The 16,785-nt window shown below is 65.7% G+C and carries 18 protein-coding genes and 7 pseudogenes; 11 read left to right on the plus strand and 14 right to left on the minus strand.

All coding sequences use genetic code 11. From position 1 onward, the window contains the following. Positions 1-432: 432 nt before the first annotated feature. The 3 genes from ACFYY7_RS38185 to ACFYY7_RS38195 are packed head-to-tail and all read right to left on the minus strand — an operon-like array spanning position 433 to position 1,505. Positions 433-762, minus strand: coding sequence for a winged helix-turn-helix domain-containing protein (locus tag ACFYY7_RS38185; RefSeq protein WP_388668751.1), 330 nt, complete (start codon positions 760-762; stop codon positions 433-435). Continuing rightward, on the minus strand, positions 759-1,196 hold the full coding sequence (locus tag ACFYY7_RS38190; protein WP_388668754.1) for a hypothetical protein: 438 nt from the start codon (positions 1,194-1,196) through the stop codon (positions 759-761). Before ACFYY7_RS38190 ends, ACFYY7_RS38185 begins: the two co-directional genes overlap by 4 nt. A 51-nt stretch (positions 1,197-1,247) precedes the next feature. Further along, a complete protein-coding gene (locus ACFYY7_RS38195; protein WP_388668757.1) occupies positions 1,248-1,505 on the minus strand; it encodes a hypothetical protein in 258 nt (85 codons plus the stop codon). Between the two features lie 452 nt (positions 1,506-1,957). On the opposite strand from ACFYY7_RS38195, the gene ACFYY7_RS38200 reads away from it, so the two are divergent. Further along, positions 1,958-2,446 (plus strand): hypothetical protein, encoded by a 489-nt coding sequence (locus ACFYY7_RS38200; RefSeq protein ID WP_388668760.1) that lies wholly within the window; start codon positions 1,958-1,960, stop codon positions 2,444-2,446. On the opposite strand, the pseudogene ACFYY7_RS38205 reads toward ACFYY7_RS38200, so the two are convergent. From ACFYY7_RS38205 to ACFYY7_RS38215, 3 genes and pseudogenes are all read right to left on the minus strand, one after another. Next, positions 2,439-2,579 (minus strand): annotated as a pseudogene (locus ACFYY7_RS38205) (IS110 family transposase); the annotation flags it as partial. The gene ACFYY7_RS38200 and the pseudogene ACFYY7_RS38205 overlap by 8 nt on opposite strands. Positions 2,580-2,716: 137 nt before the next feature. Further along, positions 2,717-3,823, minus strand: a complete 1,107-nt coding sequence (locus ACFYY7_RS38210; RefSeq protein WP_388668763.1) for a sensor histidine kinase — start codon at positions 3,821-3,823, stop codon at positions 2,717-2,719. 10 nt (positions 3,824-3,833) lie between these two features. After that, positions 3,834-4,529: a response regulator transcription factor gene (locus tag ACFYY7_RS38215; RefSeq protein WP_072489755.1), complete on the minus strand. Its 696-nt coding sequence runs from the start codon at positions 4,527-4,529 to the stop codon at positions 3,834-3,836. Between the two features lie 86 nt (positions 4,530-4,615). On the opposite strand from ACFYY7_RS38215, the gene vanY-N reads away from it, so the two are divergent. Then, on the plus strand, positions 4,616-5,167 hold the full coding sequence (gene vanY-N / locus ACFYY7_RS38220; RefSeq protein ID WP_072489756.1) for a D,D-peptidase/D,D-carboxypeptidase VanY-N: 552 nt from the start codon (positions 4,616-4,618) through the stop codon (positions 5,165-5,167). A gap of 127 nt (positions 5,168-5,294) precedes the next feature. Next, positions 5,295-5,630 (plus strand): annotated as a pseudogene (locus ACFYY7_RS38225) (transposase); the annotation flags it as partial. 8 nt (positions 5,631-5,638) lie between these two features. Here the strand turns inward: ACFYY7_RS38225 and ACFYY7_RS38230 are convergent. Both ACFYY7_RS38230 and murF read right to left on the minus strand, forming a co-directional pair. Continuing rightward, positions 5,639-5,827 (minus strand): hypothetical protein, encoded by a 189-nt coding sequence (locus ACFYY7_RS38230; protein ID WP_388668768.1) that lies wholly within the window; start codon positions 5,825-5,827, stop codon positions 5,639-5,641. Positions 5,828-5,966: 139 nt separating this feature from the next. Then, entirely contained in the window at positions 5,967-7,310 is a 1,344-nt protein-coding gene (gene murF, locus ACFYY7_RS38235; protein ID WP_388668804.1) for a UDP-N-acetylmuramoyl-tripeptide--D-alanyl-D-alanine ligase, read from the minus strand. A gap of 223 nt (positions 7,311-7,533) precedes the next feature. Between murF and vanH the strand changes: the two genes are divergently transcribed. The 5 genes and pseudogenes from vanH to ACFYY7_RS38260 all read left to right on the plus strand — a co-directional run. Beyond that, entirely contained in the window at positions 7,534-8,574 is a 1,041-nt protein-coding gene (gene vanH / locus ACFYY7_RS38240) for a D-lactate dehydrogenase VanH (RefSeq protein ID WP_388668771.1), read from the plus strand. Beyond that, positions 8,567-9,607, plus strand: a complete 1,041-nt coding sequence (gene vanA, locus ACFYY7_RS38245) for a D-alanine--(R)-lactate ligase (protein ID WP_388668774.1) — start codon at positions 8,567-8,569, stop codon at positions 9,605-9,607. Before vanH ends, vanA begins: the two co-directional genes overlap by 8 nt. Beyond that, complete coding sequence (gene vanX / locus ACFYY7_RS38250; RefSeq protein ID WP_388668777.1) at positions 9,604-10,212, plus strand: D-Ala-D-Ala dipeptidase VanX; 609 nt, start codon at positions 9,604-9,606, stop codon at positions 10,210-10,212. Before vanA ends, vanX begins: the two co-directional genes overlap by 4 nt. Before the next feature lie 87 nt (positions 10,213-10,299). After that, on the plus strand, positions 10,300-10,782 hold the full coding sequence (locus tag ACFYY7_RS38255) for a tetratricopeptide repeat protein (RefSeq protein ID WP_388668780.1): 483 nt from the start codon (positions 10,300-10,302) through the stop codon (positions 10,780-10,782). Between the two features lie 33 nt (positions 10,783-10,815). Then, positions 10,816-11,040 (plus strand): annotated as a pseudogene (locus ACFYY7_RS38260) (IS6 family transposase); the annotation flags it as partial. 11 nt (positions 11,041-11,051) lie between these two features. Here the strand turns inward: ACFYY7_RS38260 and ACFYY7_RS38265 are convergent. Next, a pseudogene (locus tag ACFYY7_RS38265) lies at positions 11,052-11,372 on the minus strand (transposase); the annotation flags it as partial. Positions 11,373-11,403: 31 nt separating this feature from the next. Between ACFYY7_RS38265 and ACFYY7_RS38270 the strand changes: the two are divergent. Further along, entirely contained in the window at positions 11,404-11,556 is a 153-nt protein-coding gene (locus tag ACFYY7_RS38270; RefSeq protein WP_388668783.1) for a hypothetical protein, read from the plus strand. Between the two features lie 1,051 nt (positions 11,557-12,607). Here the strand turns inward: ACFYY7_RS38270 and ACFYY7_RS38275 are convergent. Then, positions 12,608-13,293: pseudogene (locus tag ACFYY7_RS38275) on the minus strand (IS5 family transposase); the annotation flags it as partial. On the opposite strand from ACFYY7_RS38275, the gene ACFYY7_RS38280 reads away from it, so the two are divergent. Both ACFYY7_RS38280 and ACFYY7_RS38285 read left to right on the plus strand, forming a co-directional pair. After that, on the plus strand, positions 13,265-13,471 hold the full coding sequence (locus ACFYY7_RS38280) for a ferredoxin (protein ID WP_388668786.1): 207 nt from the start codon (positions 13,265-13,267) through the stop codon (positions 13,469-13,471). The pseudogene ACFYY7_RS38275 and the gene ACFYY7_RS38280 sit on opposite strands and share 29 nt — an antisense overlap. Continuing rightward, positions 13,468-13,740: pseudogene (locus ACFYY7_RS38285) on the plus strand (FAD-dependent oxidoreductase); the annotation flags it as partial. The gene ACFYY7_RS38280 and the pseudogene ACFYY7_RS38285, both read left to right, overlap by 4 nt. A 434-nt stretch (positions 13,741-14,174) precedes the next feature. Here the strand turns inward: ACFYY7_RS38285 and ACFYY7_RS38290 are convergent. The 4 genes and pseudogenes from ACFYY7_RS38290 to ACFYY7_RS38305 form a co-directional block, all read right to left on the minus strand. Then, positions 14,175-15,341, minus strand: coding sequence for a lipid II:glycine glycyltransferase FemX (locus ACFYY7_RS38290; RefSeq protein WP_388668789.1), 1,167 nt, complete (start codon positions 15,339-15,341; stop codon positions 14,175-14,177). Between the two features lie 8 nt (positions 15,342-15,349). Then, positions 15,350-15,806 (minus strand): annotated as a pseudogene (locus ACFYY7_RS38295) (hypothetical protein); the annotation flags it as partial. Between the two features lie 35 nt (positions 15,807-15,841). After that, positions 15,842-16,072 (minus strand): hypothetical protein, encoded by a 231-nt coding sequence (locus tag ACFYY7_RS38300; protein WP_388668792.1) that lies wholly within the window; start codon positions 16,070-16,072, stop codon positions 15,842-15,844. Then, positions 16,072-16,416: a cation:proton antiporter gene (locus ACFYY7_RS38305; RefSeq protein WP_388668807.1), complete on the minus strand. Its 345-nt coding sequence runs from the start codon at positions 16,414-16,416 to the stop codon at positions 16,072-16,074. The genes ACFYY7_RS38300 and ACFYY7_RS38305 overlap by 1 nt, the downstream gene beginning before the upstream one ends. Between the last annotated feature and the right edge of the window lie 369 nt (positions 16,417-16,785).

Here is a 16,785-nt window from a genome sequence, read left to right on the forward strand (position 1 = left end):
GGCTCGGAGGCGAAGGGCCAATCCCTGCAGTCGGCGCTTCACGAGGCCACCCACCACCCTCAGTCCTCCGAGCTCGCAGAAGCGGCGCATACCCGGATACGTTCGAGCGTTTCCGCTCAGGACGCGCCGCGCTGTCTCGTAGCTGTCTATATGGACGTACTTGCCGCTGCTCTCCTTCGTCGCTGCCACGGAGGAGTTCGGTGCGGCTGATACGCTCCGGCCGAAACCGCGGGAAGCAGATGGGCGTCTTTCCTGCCAAATCCCTCCCACCCAACCCCCCTCCCGCGACTGTTTACCAAGGCATGCCGAGCTGATCGAGGTCCGCCCGGCGCTACTTCGGCGAGATGTCAGCGCCTTTGTGGAGGTTGTGCGGCCGGCGCGCACCGGGTGAGGGGCGGGGCCGAGAAGTCGCACACTGGCACACGACGCCGCTCAAGTCTCGGATTCGTCTCCTGGCATTGCTTGTGAGTCCCAGGCTGCGATCTCACGGAGGGCGTTCAGGTGACGGTTGAGCGCGGTGCGGCCCTTGCCGGTCAGGGAGAGCCAGGTGCGGGCGCGCTTGCCGACGAAGGCTTTGCGGACTTTCACGTAGTCGGCTTGTTCCAGCAAGGAGATCTGTTTGGACAGGGCCGAGTCCGTGATCTCGATGGTGTCGCGGAGGGTCTTGAAGTCGGCCTCGTCGACCGAGGCCAGAGCAGCGGCGATGGAGAAGCGCACCGGTGCGTGGATGATGCTGTCGAGAGATTTGCGCGGGTGCGTCACGGGCTGCCCTCTGCGGCGTGAACGGCCTTGCGGTCCAACATGCCGACCAGGAAGAACGGCGCAGCGCAGAGGACGGCCCCCGGGATCCACCACAGCGGTTCGCCGGAGAAGTAGGTCGTGCCGAGGGTGACGGTGAGCGAGTAGATACCCGCTCCTGTTGCCGTGATGACGGCGTACAGCGCACGGTAGTGGCGCGGGAGGACCGGACGTGTCGCCGTGTAGATCACCAGGATGAAGAAGGGAATCAGCAGTACGACCGGGACGGCATAGCGCGCAGAGGGCTGGATCATCAGCCCGTAGACGGCTGTCATCACCATCATTACGAGGCCCAGAAGGAAAACCAGGCGGTTGTGCTGCCGGGCTCCCCGGCGCATCTGTGAAGCCAGCGCATCTGCAGAAGCAAGGGCTTCACGCGCTTCCTTCTTGTTCATCATGGTGCCTTCCCCAGGGTGTGAGAGTGGAGGCTGCGGCCTGGATGCTCGTGCCTACTCCGTATCCCCTTGGTCCCACTTGGATGTGCGGACGGCGATGAAGACGGCCACGACCGCAATGGCGGCGGCGATCAGGATCGAGAGCCACACGGGGTGGACCGGGTCGCCCTGTGACATCTGCGTGAGCATCAGGCCCGCGAAGAAGGAGGTGGGCAGCAGGCCCAGCGTGATACGGACGGCATCGGGCGTGAACTCGACCGGGAACGCGAAGCCGCTCAGGAGCAGCGCCGTGAGCTGGACGAGCGTTCCCACTTTGGTGACGGTGTTCCGAAGATCTATTCCAGGTCTCGCCGTGGTACTGCGCCGTTTTCATTGCCACCTTGACATCTGCTTTCCAAGTTGGCAAGTGCATCTCTGATTGCTAACTGCTGTGCAAGGCAAGCTAGTTGGCTGAGCCGGGAAGCCGAGCAGGTACTCCTCGGCAGACATGTATCCGGCTGAAGGTGTACGCCGACAGGCACAACACCAACAAGAACCGGCCCTGAAGCCAGCGGTTGCAATGGGCCCGATGGCACCCAGCTCCCATGTGTGCCGAGCGACCGGTCCGCGATGGCCCGTTGCGGAGCCGTGAGACCTTTGGGGCAGTCCCGTGGGGAGGAGCTGACCGGCTACCGGATGCGCCCGAGACGCGGGGGGTGCCCCTCTATGGGGTTCGTCAAGGGAATCGGGCTGCGTTCTGGTGAGGTTCGGGGCAGCATGGCGTGATGCCTGGCTTGTTGTGGGATGACGTAGTGAGCTTGTTCGACCCGGACTTGATGGGGTCACTGCCGGACGTGATTGTTCCTGATGCCTCGGTTGAGGACTGGCAATCGGTTTTGGACCTCGTCAGCGTAAGTGGCTGGACGTTTCAGTACTCCGAAGGCGAGATGGTGCTGCCAGTGCCTCGGGCGGAGGCAGTTCTGTCTCGCCCGGCTGACGCTGAATGCCCGGAGCTGAGGGTCTGGCCGGCTGCCGGTGTGCTGGCGATCTTCCGGTTCTGGGCGGTGGAGGAGATCGACTTCGATGTTGATCTGCGGGAGCTCCAGGGCCAGGAGCGACTGGATGTGTTCTGTGGCTTCTTGCGGGTGGTCGGGCGGCGGCTGGGCAAGCCGGTGCTGATGGATGCCGAGGGCGCCGACCACAGTCATCCGATGCTCGGGTTCGATGTTGAGGCCGATCAGGTGGTGCTGTTGGCGGAGCCTATGGTTACGTGACACCCGCTGCTGGCCGTGGTTCGCAGAAAGTGCCGTCGCGGAGCATCGCGAAGAGAGCGTCGGCCCGGCGTCTGGCGAGACAGAGGATGGCTTGGGTGCGGTGTTTGCCCTGGGCGGTTTTCTTGCCGTAATAGATCCAGGATGCATGCCCGGGACGATGACGGTTTGCTCGTCGAGTGCGGTGAAGATGTCGTCGACCAGACGCTCGGCCATCCTCGGGGCCTTCGGGCGTATGAGGTTGACGGGCCTTGACCGGTCAAGGCCCCTTCGTCAGGCCTGATCGCCATCTGTTTGTGTGTGCGCTGACGCGGCGGGCAGTCGCACCGTGACGCGGAGCCCGCCAGCGGGGCGGGGGGTGAGGGTGAGGGTTCCGTCGTGTGCTCGGGTGATGCTTTTGACGATTGCCAGGCCGAGGCCGACACCTGCGTGGTCGGAGTGCAAGCGTTCGGTGCCGCGCTGGAATGGCTCGGTGAGCGTCGACGCCAGCTCTGAGGTGAGCTTCTCGCCGGTGTTCTCGACAACGAGCACAACAGAGTTGGGGTGGACGCTGGTATTCACCCATACGATGCCCTGTTCAGGCAGGTTGTGGCCGATCGCGTTGTGCAGCAGGTTCGTGGTCATCTGCAGCAGGAGCGCCTGAGAGCCGATGGTGATGCTCATGTCGCCGGTGGTTTCGATGGTGACGCCATGCTTTTCCGCCAAAGGGAGGAGCGTTTCCGTGGCTTCTTCCGCCATGAGGGACAGGTCGACGTGTTCCCTGGTGAATGACCGCTGGTTGGCGCGGCTGAGCAGGAGCAATGCTTCAGTGAGGTCGATGGCCCGGGTGTTGATCACGCGGAGGCGCTCGACAAGCTCGTCGGTGTCGCGGTTCGGATCGTTGCGGGCCACGTCGAGAAGCGCCTGAGTGACCGCCAGCGGAGTGCGCAGTTCATGAGAGGCATTGGCCGCGAATCGCTGCTGTTCGGCGACGTGGGCTTCGAGCTGCGCGAGCATGACGTCGAAGGAGTCGGCGAGTTCGCGGAACTCATCTCGGCGACCCGGTAGGCGGATCCGGTGGGAGAGCGGTCCATTGTTCGCCACCCTGCGTGTGGCGTCGGTGATGCGAATCAGCGGGGTGAGCATCCGGCCGGCCAGAATCCACCCGCCCACGAGACCGAACATCAGCAGGAACGCCAGCACTAGGATTCCCGCCGGGATGAAGACGACCGGTCCAAAATTGCTTGGGTCGAAGACGCGTAGGAAGTCGGTCCGATCAGGGACGCTCAGGCTGTCCGACCTTCCTCGCAGAAGAAACATCCACACGGCGGCGAGCAGCAGGGCGCCCGCGATCTCGAGGAATGCGGCGTAGCTGAGGGTGAGCTTGAGGCGGACACTCAACCCTTGACGCCTATCCACGCTCCGCTTCCTGGTCATCGGCGTTCGGTCCTGTGTCGATGCGGTAACCGACCCCGGCCACGGTGGTGATCAGCCAGGGCTCGCCGAGGCGTTTACGCAAGGCCGATACCGTGATGCGCACCGCGTTGGTGAACGGATCTGCGTTCCCATCCCACGCTCGCTCCAGCAACTCTTCTGCGCTGATGACACCGCCTTCGGCAGCGACGAGGACTTCGAGCGTAGCGAACTGCTTCCTGGTGAGCGCGATGTAGCGGCCTTCGCGGTAGACCTCGCGGCGGAACGGATCCACACGCAAGCCTGCGATCTCTCGCACAGGTGGTCTGTTGTGGGCGCTCCTGCGGTCGAGTGCTCTGAGCCTGAGCACGAGTTCTCGGAGTTCGAAGGGCTTGGTGAGGTAGTCGTCAGCGCCGAGCTCGAACCCGCTGGCCTTGTCGTCGAGCCGGTCGGCAGCGGTCAGCATGAGGATCGGCATGCCGCCGCCGGAGGCAACGATGCGTTGGGCGATCTCGTCACCGGTAGGTCCGGGGATGTCCCGGTCGAGGACGGCGATGGCGTAGGTGTTGATGCTCAGCAGTTCCAGAGCGGTATCACCGTCCCCGGCGATGTCGGCCGCGATCGCCTCCAGGCGCAGCCCATCGCGGATGGCCTCTGCCATGTATGGCTCGTCCTCAACGACTAAAACACGCATGGCCTCATGCTACGAGCTGGTGCATATCGTCGGCATATCGAAAACTGGATACGGGCTGACAACGTCATGCCCCCTCGACTGGAGGTATGAACGAACCACACATTATCCCGCCTCGGCCCCGTGACAGGCTGTTCGCCGTACTTGCGGTGGTGCTCGCCGTGCTCCTGCTCCCGGTTGCGTTCGTCCGCAATCCCGGCCGCGCCCGTGAACTGGCCTGCGACTGGGCGTTGGGGATCCGTTTTCCTGCCGAGGATCTCACCGGGCTCACCGACGGTGCCAGGGCGGCGTTCACCGCCGCACGCGCCGGGGCTCTCTGGCGCCACGGGCAACTCATCGGCCTCACCTCGGGATACCGCGATCCCCTCGTCCAGCAACGGTTGTTCGACCAGGAGGTGCGCCGCGTCGGCTCACTGGCCGCGGCCCGGATGCTCGTGCTGCCACCGGCGGAATCCAGGCACGTCAAGGGCACCGCGCTGGATGTGCGCCCGTACGAAGGCGCGCGCTGGCTCGAGGAACACGGTGCCCGCTACGACCTCTACCGCATCTACGACAACGAGTGGTGGCATTTCGAGTACCACCCGGACGCTGACTTGCCTCCAACGACCCAGGAGATCCGCAATGCTCCGCAAGCTCGTTGACAGGGGCAGGGGCTTTCCCCCAAGGCCGGGTAGTTAGCGTTTTCGCTGGTCACGCAAGCCCGTTGAGGGATTCCGTGCGGGGAGCAACGGAGCTCGTTGGTACAGGCAGTCGTCCAGGACAGCTTGACCCCGCTTGCGCACCCCCGAACAGGCCGACCGGTGGGTGTGGCTGATCCTCGCCGCCTACGCGCAACTCCGTCTCGCCCGGCCCCTGGCCGAGGACCTGCGGCGACCCTGGGAAAAGCCCCTGACACCGGATCAGCTCACCCCCGGCCGGGTCCGACGGGGCTATCCCCGCATCCAACGGACCGTGGGCACTCCAGCCCGCGCGCCAAAAGCCTCCCACCCCGGCCCAGGCCGCCCCAAGGGCCGCACCTCCACACCCGCACCCCGCCACCCAGTCGGCAAGAAACAGCGTAAAACGGATACGCCTAGACGCGGCGGGGCCGAGCAGCAGCCTTAAAGATCAAGCTAAGGGAAACCGCCTTTGAGGTCCATCGTGAGTCGAACGAGTCCGGGCGGCGCGAAAAAGTCGGCGTCGAGGGCGGGTTGTTCATCGGCGGTGCGGGCGTCGCCGATGAACATGTCGCGGCCGCGGAGTCCTTTGCCCCCACGCGCGGATGCCTCGGCATGAAGGTCACCAGTGGTGATCGTCGGCATGGTGTACACAAGTTCTACCGGCGCCGCGGGTACGTCGACGAAGCAGGGAAGTCGTCCCGGTTCCTGCGACCTCCAAGGTCCCGGACCACGTCGTCGACCGTCCACTCCGCGACGCGGATGTCCGGCTCGCCCCGGCAAGCTACGTGAGCGCGGCGGCGACCTCGTCGAGACACGCACCGCGGGAAGCCTTGACGAGGACCACGTCGCCTGCGGCAATGTGGCCGCGCAGCCAGTCGACGGCCGCGTCGTTGTCGGCCAGCGCCACCGCCGCCTCTCCCGCGCCGGCGGCGATCGAACGGCCGCCCGCGCCGACGGTCGCCACCACGTCGGCCCGGGCGGCGGCGTACGCGCCGATTGCACGGTGCTCGGCCTCGCTCTCCTGCCCCAGCTCGAGCATTTCGCCGAGGACGGCGATGCGACGCACGCCCTCGATTGCTGCCAGCGCGTCCAGGGCGGCGCGGGTCGAGTCGGGGTTGGCGTTGTAGGAGTCGTTGAGCAGCATCGCGCCGCCGGCGAGGTCGCGCAGCTCCATGCGCCACTTCGACAGCGAGACTGTGCCCAACGCCGCCGCGGCCACCTCCAGAGGTATGCCGGCCGACAGCCCCGCCGCCGCGGCAGCCGCCGCGTTGAGTGCCTGGTGCGCACCCACGAGCGGCAGCGCGACGCGAGCCGAGGCGTCGGCGGTCCGCAGCGTGAAGGACGGCCGGCCGAGCCGGTCCAGCGCCAGGTCGAGCACACGTACGTCGGCGTGCTCGGCCCGCCCGAAGGTCACCACCGGACCGTCGGTGAGCGCGCGCATCGCGACCACCCGGGGATCGTCGGCGTTGAGGACGGCGGTCCCGCCGGGCGCCAGCCCCTCCACCAGCTCCCCCTTGGCCTTGGCGATGGCTCCGCGCGACCCGAACTCACCGAGGTGTGCCTTGCCGACGTTGAGGACGACGGCGATGTCAGGCGCGACCAGGCCCGCTAGCTCGGCGATGTCGCCGATGCGGCGAGCTCCCATCTCAAGGACGAGGTACTGGGTGCCCATGTCGGCGCGCAGCATGGTGAGCGGTACACCAAGCTCGTTGTTGAGCGAGCCGATGGTGGCGACCGTCGGCCCGGCATTCGAAAGCACGGCAGCCAACAGGTCTTTGGTGCTGGTCTTACCCTGGGAGCCGGTCAGCCCCACAACGGTCAGCCCGTTGCGCAGCTGGGCCACGACATGGGTGGCGAGCGTCTGCAACGCCGCCTGGACATCGTCGACGACGATGGTGGGCAGCGGAGTGGGCTGGGAGCCGAGCACAGCCACCGCCCCTGCCTCGCCGGCCTGGTCGGCGAAATCGTGGCCGTTGGCACGCTCCCCGGCCATGGCGACGAAGAGGCCGCCCGGCTCGGCCAGCCGACCGTCGAGCACGGCCGGCGCGGTCACCGTCACTGCGTCGTCGCCCGCGACCGTCCCGCCGACGACCGCAGCAATCTCGCCGAGGCTGAGCGGAACGATGCCCACGCGGCGCGGGAGCCGGCGAGCGGGAGCGAGGCCGGCGAGGTAGAGGTACGAGGAGGCTGGTTCGCTATAGGTCACGCCTCAAGTCAAGGCGGTGTGGTGTTGCTAGCGTGTATGCGGTTTTCAATACACTGACGATACGCTACCCATCGGTAGCATATCGTGGGCATATCGAAAACCTCATACGTTCCGGCAACGCCACGCCGCCTTGACTGTAGGCATGACCTACAGCGAACCAGCACACGCGGCGGTCGGCCGCACCCAATCGTTGACGTCCTCGCATCCCACAGCCGTCGCACCCACGGGAGTCACGGTTTATGGGTGTGGGAAGGACGAGGCCGCCTTGTTCCGAGAGATGGCGCCTCACGTCGGCGCAATTCCCACCATCACCGAGGCAGCGGTATCCGAAGCCAACGTTGAATTGACAAACGGAAACCGATGCATCAGCGTCAGCCATAAAACTGGCATCGCAAATTCCACTCTTCTTGCACTCAGCCGGGCAGGCGTGGCTTACATCTCCACAAGAAGCGTGGGATACAACCACATCGATGTGGGGTACGCAGCGAGCGTCGGCATCTCCGTGGAAAACGTCGCCTATTCACCCGACAGCGTGGCCGACTACACATTGATGCTGATGCTGATGACGGCGCGACACGCAAAGTCAATCATCCGTCACGCAGATGTGCACGATTACCGGTTGAACGACGTCCGCGGAAAAGAGCTTCGCGATCTGACCATCGGAGTCGTGGGAACGGGGCGCATTGGCGTAGCAGTCATGGACAGGCTGCGGGGTTTCGGATGCCGGACATTGGCCCATGACAGTCACCCCACGACCGAGGCCGATTACGCCCCTCTCGATAAATTGCTGCAGCTGAGCGACATCGTAACGCTCCACACGCCGCTCACCGCGGATACACACCACCTCCTGAATCGCCACCGCATCGAGCAGATGAAGCACGGCTCATGCATTATCAATACTGGACGCGGTTCACTTATCGACACCGAGGCCCTTGTTTTCGCATTGGAGAGCGGCCGTTTGGGCGGTGCCGCGCTGGACGTCCTCGAAGGAGAGGAAGGAATCTTCTACACCGATTGCCGAAACAAACCCATTGACAGCAAGGCGTTGTTGCGGCTGCAAGAGATGCCGAACGTGATCATCAGTCCGCACACCGCCTACTACACAGACCACGCCCTGAGCGACACGGTCGAAAACTCCATCACCAATTGCCTGAAATTCGAAAGCAGGAACCAGCATGGATAAGCTCAACGTCGGAATCGTATTCGGGGGCTGCTCCGAAGAACACCCCATCTCCATCAAATCTGCGCAAGAGGTCGCAAAAAATATCGATCTCGACAAGTACGAACCCTTCTACATCGGGATCACGAAGAGCGGTGCTTGGAAACTTTGCGACAGCCCTGGCCCAGACTGGGAGAGCGGCAGCTGTCGTCCGGCGCTGTTGTCACCGGACAGAAGCGTACGCGGATTGCTCGTTCTGGAGCAGGGGCGCTACAGCACGATCAATCTGGACGTCGTGCTGCCCATCCTGCACGGAAGACTTGGCGAAGACGGCGCGATGCAAGGCCTGTTGGAGCTCACCGGCATCCCCTACGTGGGCTGCGACGTACAGAGTTCCGCTCTGTGCATGGACAAGTCCCTTGCTTACCAAATAGCCAGGAGCGCGGGAATCGCCACACCGAAATTCTGGACCGTTGCGGCGAACGAGAATATTGATCCCGAGCAGCTGACGTATCCCGTCTTTGCGAAGCCGGCCCGTTCGGGGTCGTCCTTCGGCGTCAGCAAGGTATCGCAAAAGGAAGAACTGCTGCCTGCGGTGGAAATCGCGCGACAGTACGACTCAAAGGTGCTCATCGAAGAGGCTGTCGTCGGCAGCGAAGTCGGATGCGCCATCCTGGGGAACGAACTGGATTTGATCGCGGGCGAGGTGGATCGAATCGCGCTGTCGCACGGGTTCTTCAAGATCCATCAGGAGAAAGACCCGGAGAGCGGATCCGAGAACTCAAAGTTCATCGTTCCCGCCGACATTTCAGAAGAGTCGCGCTCGCTCGTTCAGGAGACGGCAAAGACCATCTACCACGCCCTGGGATGCAGCGGCCTGGCACGAGTGGACATGTTCCTCAAGGAGGATGGAAGTGTAGTCCTCAACGAGGTCAACACATTGCCTGGCCTGACCTCCTACAGCCGTTATCCAAGGATGATGGCGGCTGCAGGGATTACGCTGACCGAAGTGATCGACCGGATGGTGACGTTGGCACTGACGGGGAAAATCCGATGAATGACAACTTTGCCTTCCTGGACGAATGTGCACCCGGAATACGCTGGGATTCCAAGTACGCCACCTGGGACAACTTTACCGGCAAACCCGTGGACGGCTACCTGGCCAATCGAATCGTCGGCACCAGGCCTTTGTTCGCGGCCCTGGAAAGGGCGCGAGAAGAGGCCCGCTCCTATGGCTTTGGCCTGCTCCTCTGGGATGGATACCGCCCTCAACGCGCCGTAGATTGCTTTGTGCGCTGGTCGAGGCAGCCGGAGGATGGCCGCACGAAGCAGCGACACCATCCGCATATCGACAGAGCCGATATGTTCGAGATGGGATATGTCGCCACAAAGTCCGGCCACAGTCGGGGCAGCACCGTCGACCTGACTCTCTACCACATGGCCACCGGAGAACTTGCCGCCATGGGCGGTGACCACGACTTGATGGATCCGATCTCGCATCACGGAGCACAAGGGGTCACACAATCCGAGGCGCGAAATCGACAACGCCTCCGCTCCATCATGGAGGCATGCGGTTTCAGCCCATACGAGTGTGAATGGTGGCATTACACCCTGAAAGGCGAACCTTACCCGGACACCTATTTTGACTTTCCCATCACGTAACTGAACCGGACCGAGAAGTCGAAGTCGTCGAAGCGCTACGAGCGACCGCGGTTCCAGTTGCGCGACTCACGCGAGAAAGGGAATGTCATGTCAGAGCACCATTCCGACTGGTGCCTCCGGTGTGGGCACAACCATCGCCACGGGCCGACGGGGGATCTGAGCGGGGCGATCCCGCTTTTCGAGCGGACCCTCTCCGACACCGTACGGGTGATGGGCGAGGACCACCCTGACACGCTGACCGCCCGCAACAACCTCGCCTGCGCCTACGAGTCGGCCGGGGACCTGAACCGGGCAATCCCGCTTTTCGAGCAGACTGTGGACGCCCGGGTCCTGGTGCTGGGTGAGACCCACCCCTCCACCCTGACCGCCCGCAACAACTTGGCCTACGCCTACGAGTCGGCCGGGGACCTGAACCGGGCAATCCCGCTTTTCGAGCAGACCCTCTCCGACACCGTACAGGTGCTCGGCAAGGCCCACCCGCTGACAAAAGCGGTCCGCTGCGCCCACGTTGCAGCTTGCGCCCAGAGGGCTGTCGACGGTGCTGTCACGTTGGCCGACCGGGTGGGATGATCTTCGGGTTGGTCGTGGTGAAGGGGGCCGTCCGTGGACAGCGCGTCGCCGTTGTACAAGGGGCACCGGTACCCGGTCGAGGTGATCTCCCACTGTGTGTGGCTGTACTTCCGTTTCCCGCTCAGCTTCCGCGAGGTGGAGGAGCTGATGCTGCGGCGCGGCGTGATCGTCTCCTATGAGACGGTCCGCCGCTGGTGTGCGAAGTTCGGGCAGGCCTATGCGAACGGACTGCGCCGCCGCCGGCCGAGGCCCGGGGATAACTGATCGTTTCAGAATGAGGTCCGGAGTCGTCTCAAGCAGATGATGCTGCAGGCGAGTTGGAGCAGTCCGAGGTGGAGGTCCGCGCGTATCTCGTAGCGGATGCGGAGCCGTTTGAACTGGTGGAGCCAGGCGAAGGTGCGCTCGACGACCCAGCGGGTCTTGCCCAGTCCGGAGCCGTGCGGTGTGCCGCGGCGGGCGATCTTGGGTGTGATCCCACGGGCCCGGATGAGGCGCCGGTACTTGTCGAAGTCGTAGCCGCGGTCAGCGAACAGTCGCCGGGGCCGGTGACGTGGTCGACCGCGCAGGCCGCGAATGCGGGGTATGGCGTCCCTGATGGCGCTCGGAGTGACACTCCTGGCCATGGGGCTGCCCGAGAACTGGATCGACCTGGCCGCTCTCACCCTCGCCGCCGTGACCGCGCGGCCGGCCGACACCACCCCGCCCCGCCCTCCCGCCCGCAAGCTCCGCCAGAAGACCCGCGTCACGAAGCGGCGTACCACCCGCGGCAGGTGACGAACACCCTGGGCGAACACCTGGCAGACCAGGAGCAGTCCACGGTCACACGCAACCGCGCCTGTGTGCCCCGCTGAGTCCCGAACGCGGGCCGCCCTGGGTTGGGGAGACCCGGGGCGGCTGACAGGCACTCAAGGCGACGTCCCGGCACCCGCCATCGACTTCGGGGCCGCCACATCCCGGCCCGCGCGCGGCCCCGCCGACGCGCGCGAGGAAACTGGCCGGCCGCCGATCCCCGAAGCGCTCCGCCCGCCCCGCCCCCGCCCCCACCCTCTCCATTTCGGCAGTTCGGGCGGCAGGGGGGTGCGCAGAGGGGATGTCAGCACCCCAACCACGCCTCTACAGGCATGGTGACCTGCACAAACGCCCGAGGCCGTGGAGAGAGGGTGCAACAGATACCGCAGGAGATCGTGCAAGGGATCGTGCAAGGAATGACGCAGGAGATCCCAGACCGGGGCGGCCGTTGAGGCGCTGCAGCGTCTCAACGGGCTGGAAGCTCCACCCTTTTTCTACGCGGGCGGCACCCTGCGTGTCCCGACGGCCCGGGATGCGCACACCGAGACTTCCACTGGTGCTCTGGAGGATGCCGCCTCGGGCACCAGGCTGGTCGCGGGAGAGCGGGGTCATAGACAGTCGTTGGTGACGTCCCAGCAGGTCTCTTCCGGGAAGGGATCCTCACTGTGTTACGGAGAGGGGGTGAAGATCGGCGGCGGAGGTTCGTAGACGGTCGGCTCCCGATGGGATGGTTGCGGCCCGGGTCTGTTGAAAGGCTGCTTGCTTTTGGCCGGGGCCGGAGGCGTGGCTCGGGAGGTGCTGCCGGGCGAGGCGTGGTCTGCCGGACTTGATGCCGACTTGTCTGGGGAGGCTGTGTTTGTGGCTGGGGTGCTGGGTGCGGGGGTCGGAGGTGTGCTGGTCTTTGTTAACACCAGGCCAGACCGTCTACCACCCCACCCGAAAACACCTCGACCACTTCTCACCCGACCTGCAACACCCCAGCCCAGCCCCGCCCCCACACCCCAACCCACACCAGGAATCGATATCATTACAACGGCTAACACAATGAGTTGATCTGTCGGCGGGTGATCAGGCAGCAGGCGAGCTTGAGGAAGGCTTCGTGGATGTCGGCTCGGCGTTCCCAGCGGATGCGGAGGCGTTTGAAGCCGTGGAGCCAGGCGAAGGTGCGTTCCACGACCCAGCGGTAGATGCCCAGTCCGGTGCCGTGGAGGGTGCCGCGGCGGGCGATGGCTGGCACGATCCGGCGTTGGCGGACCTGGTCGCGGTAGATGTCGTGGTCGTATCCGCGGTCGGCGAAGAGGGAGTCGGGCTTGCGTCGTGGGTGACCGACCCTGCCTCTGACCGGCGGGATGGCGTCGATCAGAGGCAGCAACTGGGTGACGTCGTTGCGGTTGCCGCCGGTGAGGATCACGGCGAGCGGAGTGCCGTGCCCGTCCGTGATCAGGTGGTGTTTCGATCCGGATCGGGCACGGTCGACCGGACTCGGTCCCGTGTGGTCCCCCCTTTTACGGCCCGCACGTGGCTGGAATCGACCACGGCCCGCGACCAGTCGAGACGGGCCGCCGCGTTCAGCTCGGCCAGCAGCACTTCGTGCAAGCGCTGCCAGACGCCGGCCTCGTTCCAGTCCCGCAGACGCCGCCAGCACGTCATGCCCGAACCGAAGCCCAACTCCTGCGGCAGATACTCCCATTGAATGTCCGTGTGGAGCACAGTCGATGTTCCAAGGTGTGTTGCCTCGGGCCAGTGCGTGATGCTCGCCCCCGACGTCTTCGACCAGCGGGACGAGGACGGCATGGTCGAAGTCCTCGATGACACTCCGCCCTCCGAACTCCACGACGCCGTACGCGAGTCGGCCACGATGTGCCCCGGGGCAGCGATCCGGCTCGGGGAGTCGTCGTGACTGCCGCACCCGATCGAGGCGTGATCGTCGGCGCCTCGGAGGCCGGACTGGCTGCCGCCGAGACCCTGCGCCGGTCGGGCCACACCGGCACCCTCACACTCATCGACGACGAGCCAGGGCCCCTTACGACCGACCCCGCTGTCGAAGGAGATCCTCTCCGGCGCCTGAGCCCCTGACCGGCTACCCCCCTGCGCACCCGGACCGAACTCGATGCCTTCGGCCTGGACGCCCGCTACGGTTGCGAGGCCATCCAGGTGGGCCTCACCGCCCCGCACAGTCCTGCTGTTCGACGACGGCACGAAGATGAGCCCCACCACGTCCGGTGGCGGCCTTCGGGGCGGCTGATTACGCCGACGTACCGGTGCTCGACCTGGTCCTCGACCGGCTCGGCTGGCCGTCCTTCACGCTGCGGAACGCTGCCACCTCGGCTCGCGTCGGGCTGCCGCTCGTGGGCGCGCACCAGGCACTCAACGCGGCTGCTGCCACGGCGGCAGCACTCGCGGCAGAGCTCCCCCTCGATGTGGCCGCGGCGGCGCGATGCTGGTCAACGACTCCTACGACGCCCCGTCTCCCGGGCCGGCGTGGTGGCGGCTGTCGACTGGCTGCGCGGTCACCTTGCCGCAGGCGAATGTGTGCTGGTCAAGGCTTCCTGCGGCACGCCGCGACGAAGTCCCCGCCGCGCTCGCGTAGTCGGCTGTGCGGTTCAGCGTCCGCGCCGCCTCATATAGAGGCCGAAGGCCCGGTAAACCATCGGCCGCAGCGGCAGGTCCCACTCGCCGACGTACCGCATCGCCTGGCCGCCGGTGCCGACTTTGAACTGGACAAGGCCGACGTGCGGGTCGTCGGCGTTGAGGGTGGGGGTGATGCCGCGCAGGTCGTAGACGTCGCATCCGGCCGCGAGCGAGTCGCGGATCATCGCCCACTGGCAGGCGTTGGAACCACGCACCTCGCGCTTCGCGGTGGAGGAGGCGCCATAGGCGTACACAGCGTGGGCGCCGACGCGAACCAGGACAGTGGCGGCGGCCAAGTCGCCCTGGTGGCGGGCCATATAGAGCTTGATCCGCTCGGGGTCCTCGGCACTCAGCGCCGCGAACATGGTCTCGAAGTAGCGCAGCGGCCGGGGTGTGAAGTGGTCGCGCTCGGCGGTGTGGACGTAGAGGTCGTGAAACGCCTTGAGGTCTTCCGCGCCCCTGTCGCTGACCGTGACCTCGACGCCCTCCTTGGCCGCCTTCTTGATGTTGCGGCGCCACTGCTGGTTCATGCCCTTGAGCAGCTCGTCCTCGGTCCTGCCTGCCATCGGGATCTCGTACTTGAACTGTGGATGCCCGACCCCGAACCCGTCCTCCGGGCTCTGCGACAGCCAGCCGGCCTCCCGGAGCCTGCTGCCCACGCGGGCACCGACCGGGTCGGACCAGGGGCCGGAGATGTCGGTGAGCCGCTTGCTGCCCGGGTCGGCGATGCCCTCCTTGACCTGGGCGGCGCTCCAGGTGTGTGTGCGCACCGGCGGGCCGAGCCGGATCGCGAACGCGCCCTGGGCCTTGAGATGGGCCGCCAGCGGATCGAGCCAAGCACCGATCTCGCCGCTCCAGTCGATGACCGGGCCCTCGGGCAGATACGCCAGCGTGAAGCGGTCGAGCCGCGGCACCGGGCGGTGCAGTACGAGCCCAGCACCAACCAGGCGCCGACCCAGGAACCAGCCGAGGGACTCGCTGCGCCACTCGGTCTTGACGCGGCCCCACGCCGGGGTCTGCAGAAAGCTGACCGACCGCTGGGCCCGCACGAACGCCACATGCTCGGCGTCGTTGATCGGCCTGACGACCGGATTCCCGGCTGCAGTTCGCATGAGTTCGCTGGAGGGGTTGAAGGACATGCCGCCAGTCAATGTAGTGGAGTGTTGCCCGGGCGTATGCGATTCTCGATATGCCGACGATATGTCACCACCCGGCGGCTAACCATCTGATTCTGGCCACCACCGGCCGGCGGCTCCACGCCGCGGACCAGGGTTGGGTCGATCCGCGCCGCCTCGCCGGCCAGCTGAAGCCGAACCCGTCCCCGGCCACGTCCAGGACCGAGCGCAGCCGCGAGGTGAGGCCGTCGACCCGGTCGTCCATGGTGCCGTTGAAGCCACCGAGCACCCGCACCCGCTCGCTGCGCTCGGCGGCGACGGCCTTGGCGAGCTTCGTCGCACCGGCGTCCCGCGAGTCCGTCCAGAAGTCGCCCCTGTGTATCCCCCTCACGGACCCAGATGCGCCACGTACACCGCTGGCAGCCCCTTCTCGGTGGCCACCATGGTGCGCAGCGCACGAGGTGGGTCCACCGGGATGTCCTCGGCCCGACCATGGGTCTGGGCCTCCGGCGGGTGCTTGCAAATCAGTGCATGTCGGTCGTCGTGAGGGGGTGTGGTGCCGGCGCCGGAGTGGGCACTCCGCTGCCGAGTTGCATCTCCAGGTGTTTCGGGAGCGCCCGGCGGTACAGCAGCAGGGCCGTGGCGCTCGTGACAACGGCGACCACGACGAGAACGGAGAAGACCGGCTTGGTGATCAGGCCCTGCGCCAAGCCGATGTTGATGAAGATGAGGATCATCATGCCGCGGGCGTTCATCAGTCCTCCCACAGCGAAGGCCTGCGCCAACTGAAGCGAAGTGTCTTCATGGCCAGGGCGCTGCCGAAGTACTTGCCCGCGAATCCCGCCAGGAGCGCGGCGACGCCGAACAGCAGGGTGTCGGCCGAGATGCCCTGCAGGTCGGTGGTGAGGCCGGACAGGGCGAAGAAGATGGGCAGCAGTAGCGTGGAGACGGTGTCCATCATCCGGCTGTGCAGCGCTTGGCGGAACTGCGGGTCACGGGGCATGGCCAGGCCGGCTATGAAGCCGCCGAAGACCGCGTAGATCCCGATCAGGTCGGTGAGGTATCCGCAGACGATCGGGACGATGACGACGACGTACATCACGCCGGGGGCTCAGCGTGCCCTGCCGGCCGACGTGCCGCGCCAGCGGCCGCAGCAGCCGGGACACTCCGAGCAGCATCACGGCGGTGAACAGGATGCTGTAACCGATCACGGGCAGAGCGCCCGCGGCCCCGGAACCGGTGTGCACGGCCGTCAACATGGCCGGGAAGCACCAGGCCCCCGCGTCGTCGATCGACGCGGCGACCAGGGACAGCCGCCCCAGGCGGGAGTTCTGCAGACCCCGCTCGTACAGCATGCGGGCCAGCATGGGGAGGGGCCTTGACCCAAGGCCGGGTAGTTAGCGTTTTCGCTGGTCACGCAAGCCCGTTGAGGGATTCCGTGCGTGGAGCAGCGGAGCTCGTTGGTACA

The sequence above is a fragment of the Streptomyces sp. NPDC001933 genome, assembly GCF_042890955.1.
In the GTDB taxonomy this organism is placed as follows: domain Bacteria; phylum Actinomycetota; class Actinomycetes; order Streptomycetales; family Streptomycetaceae; genus Streptomyces.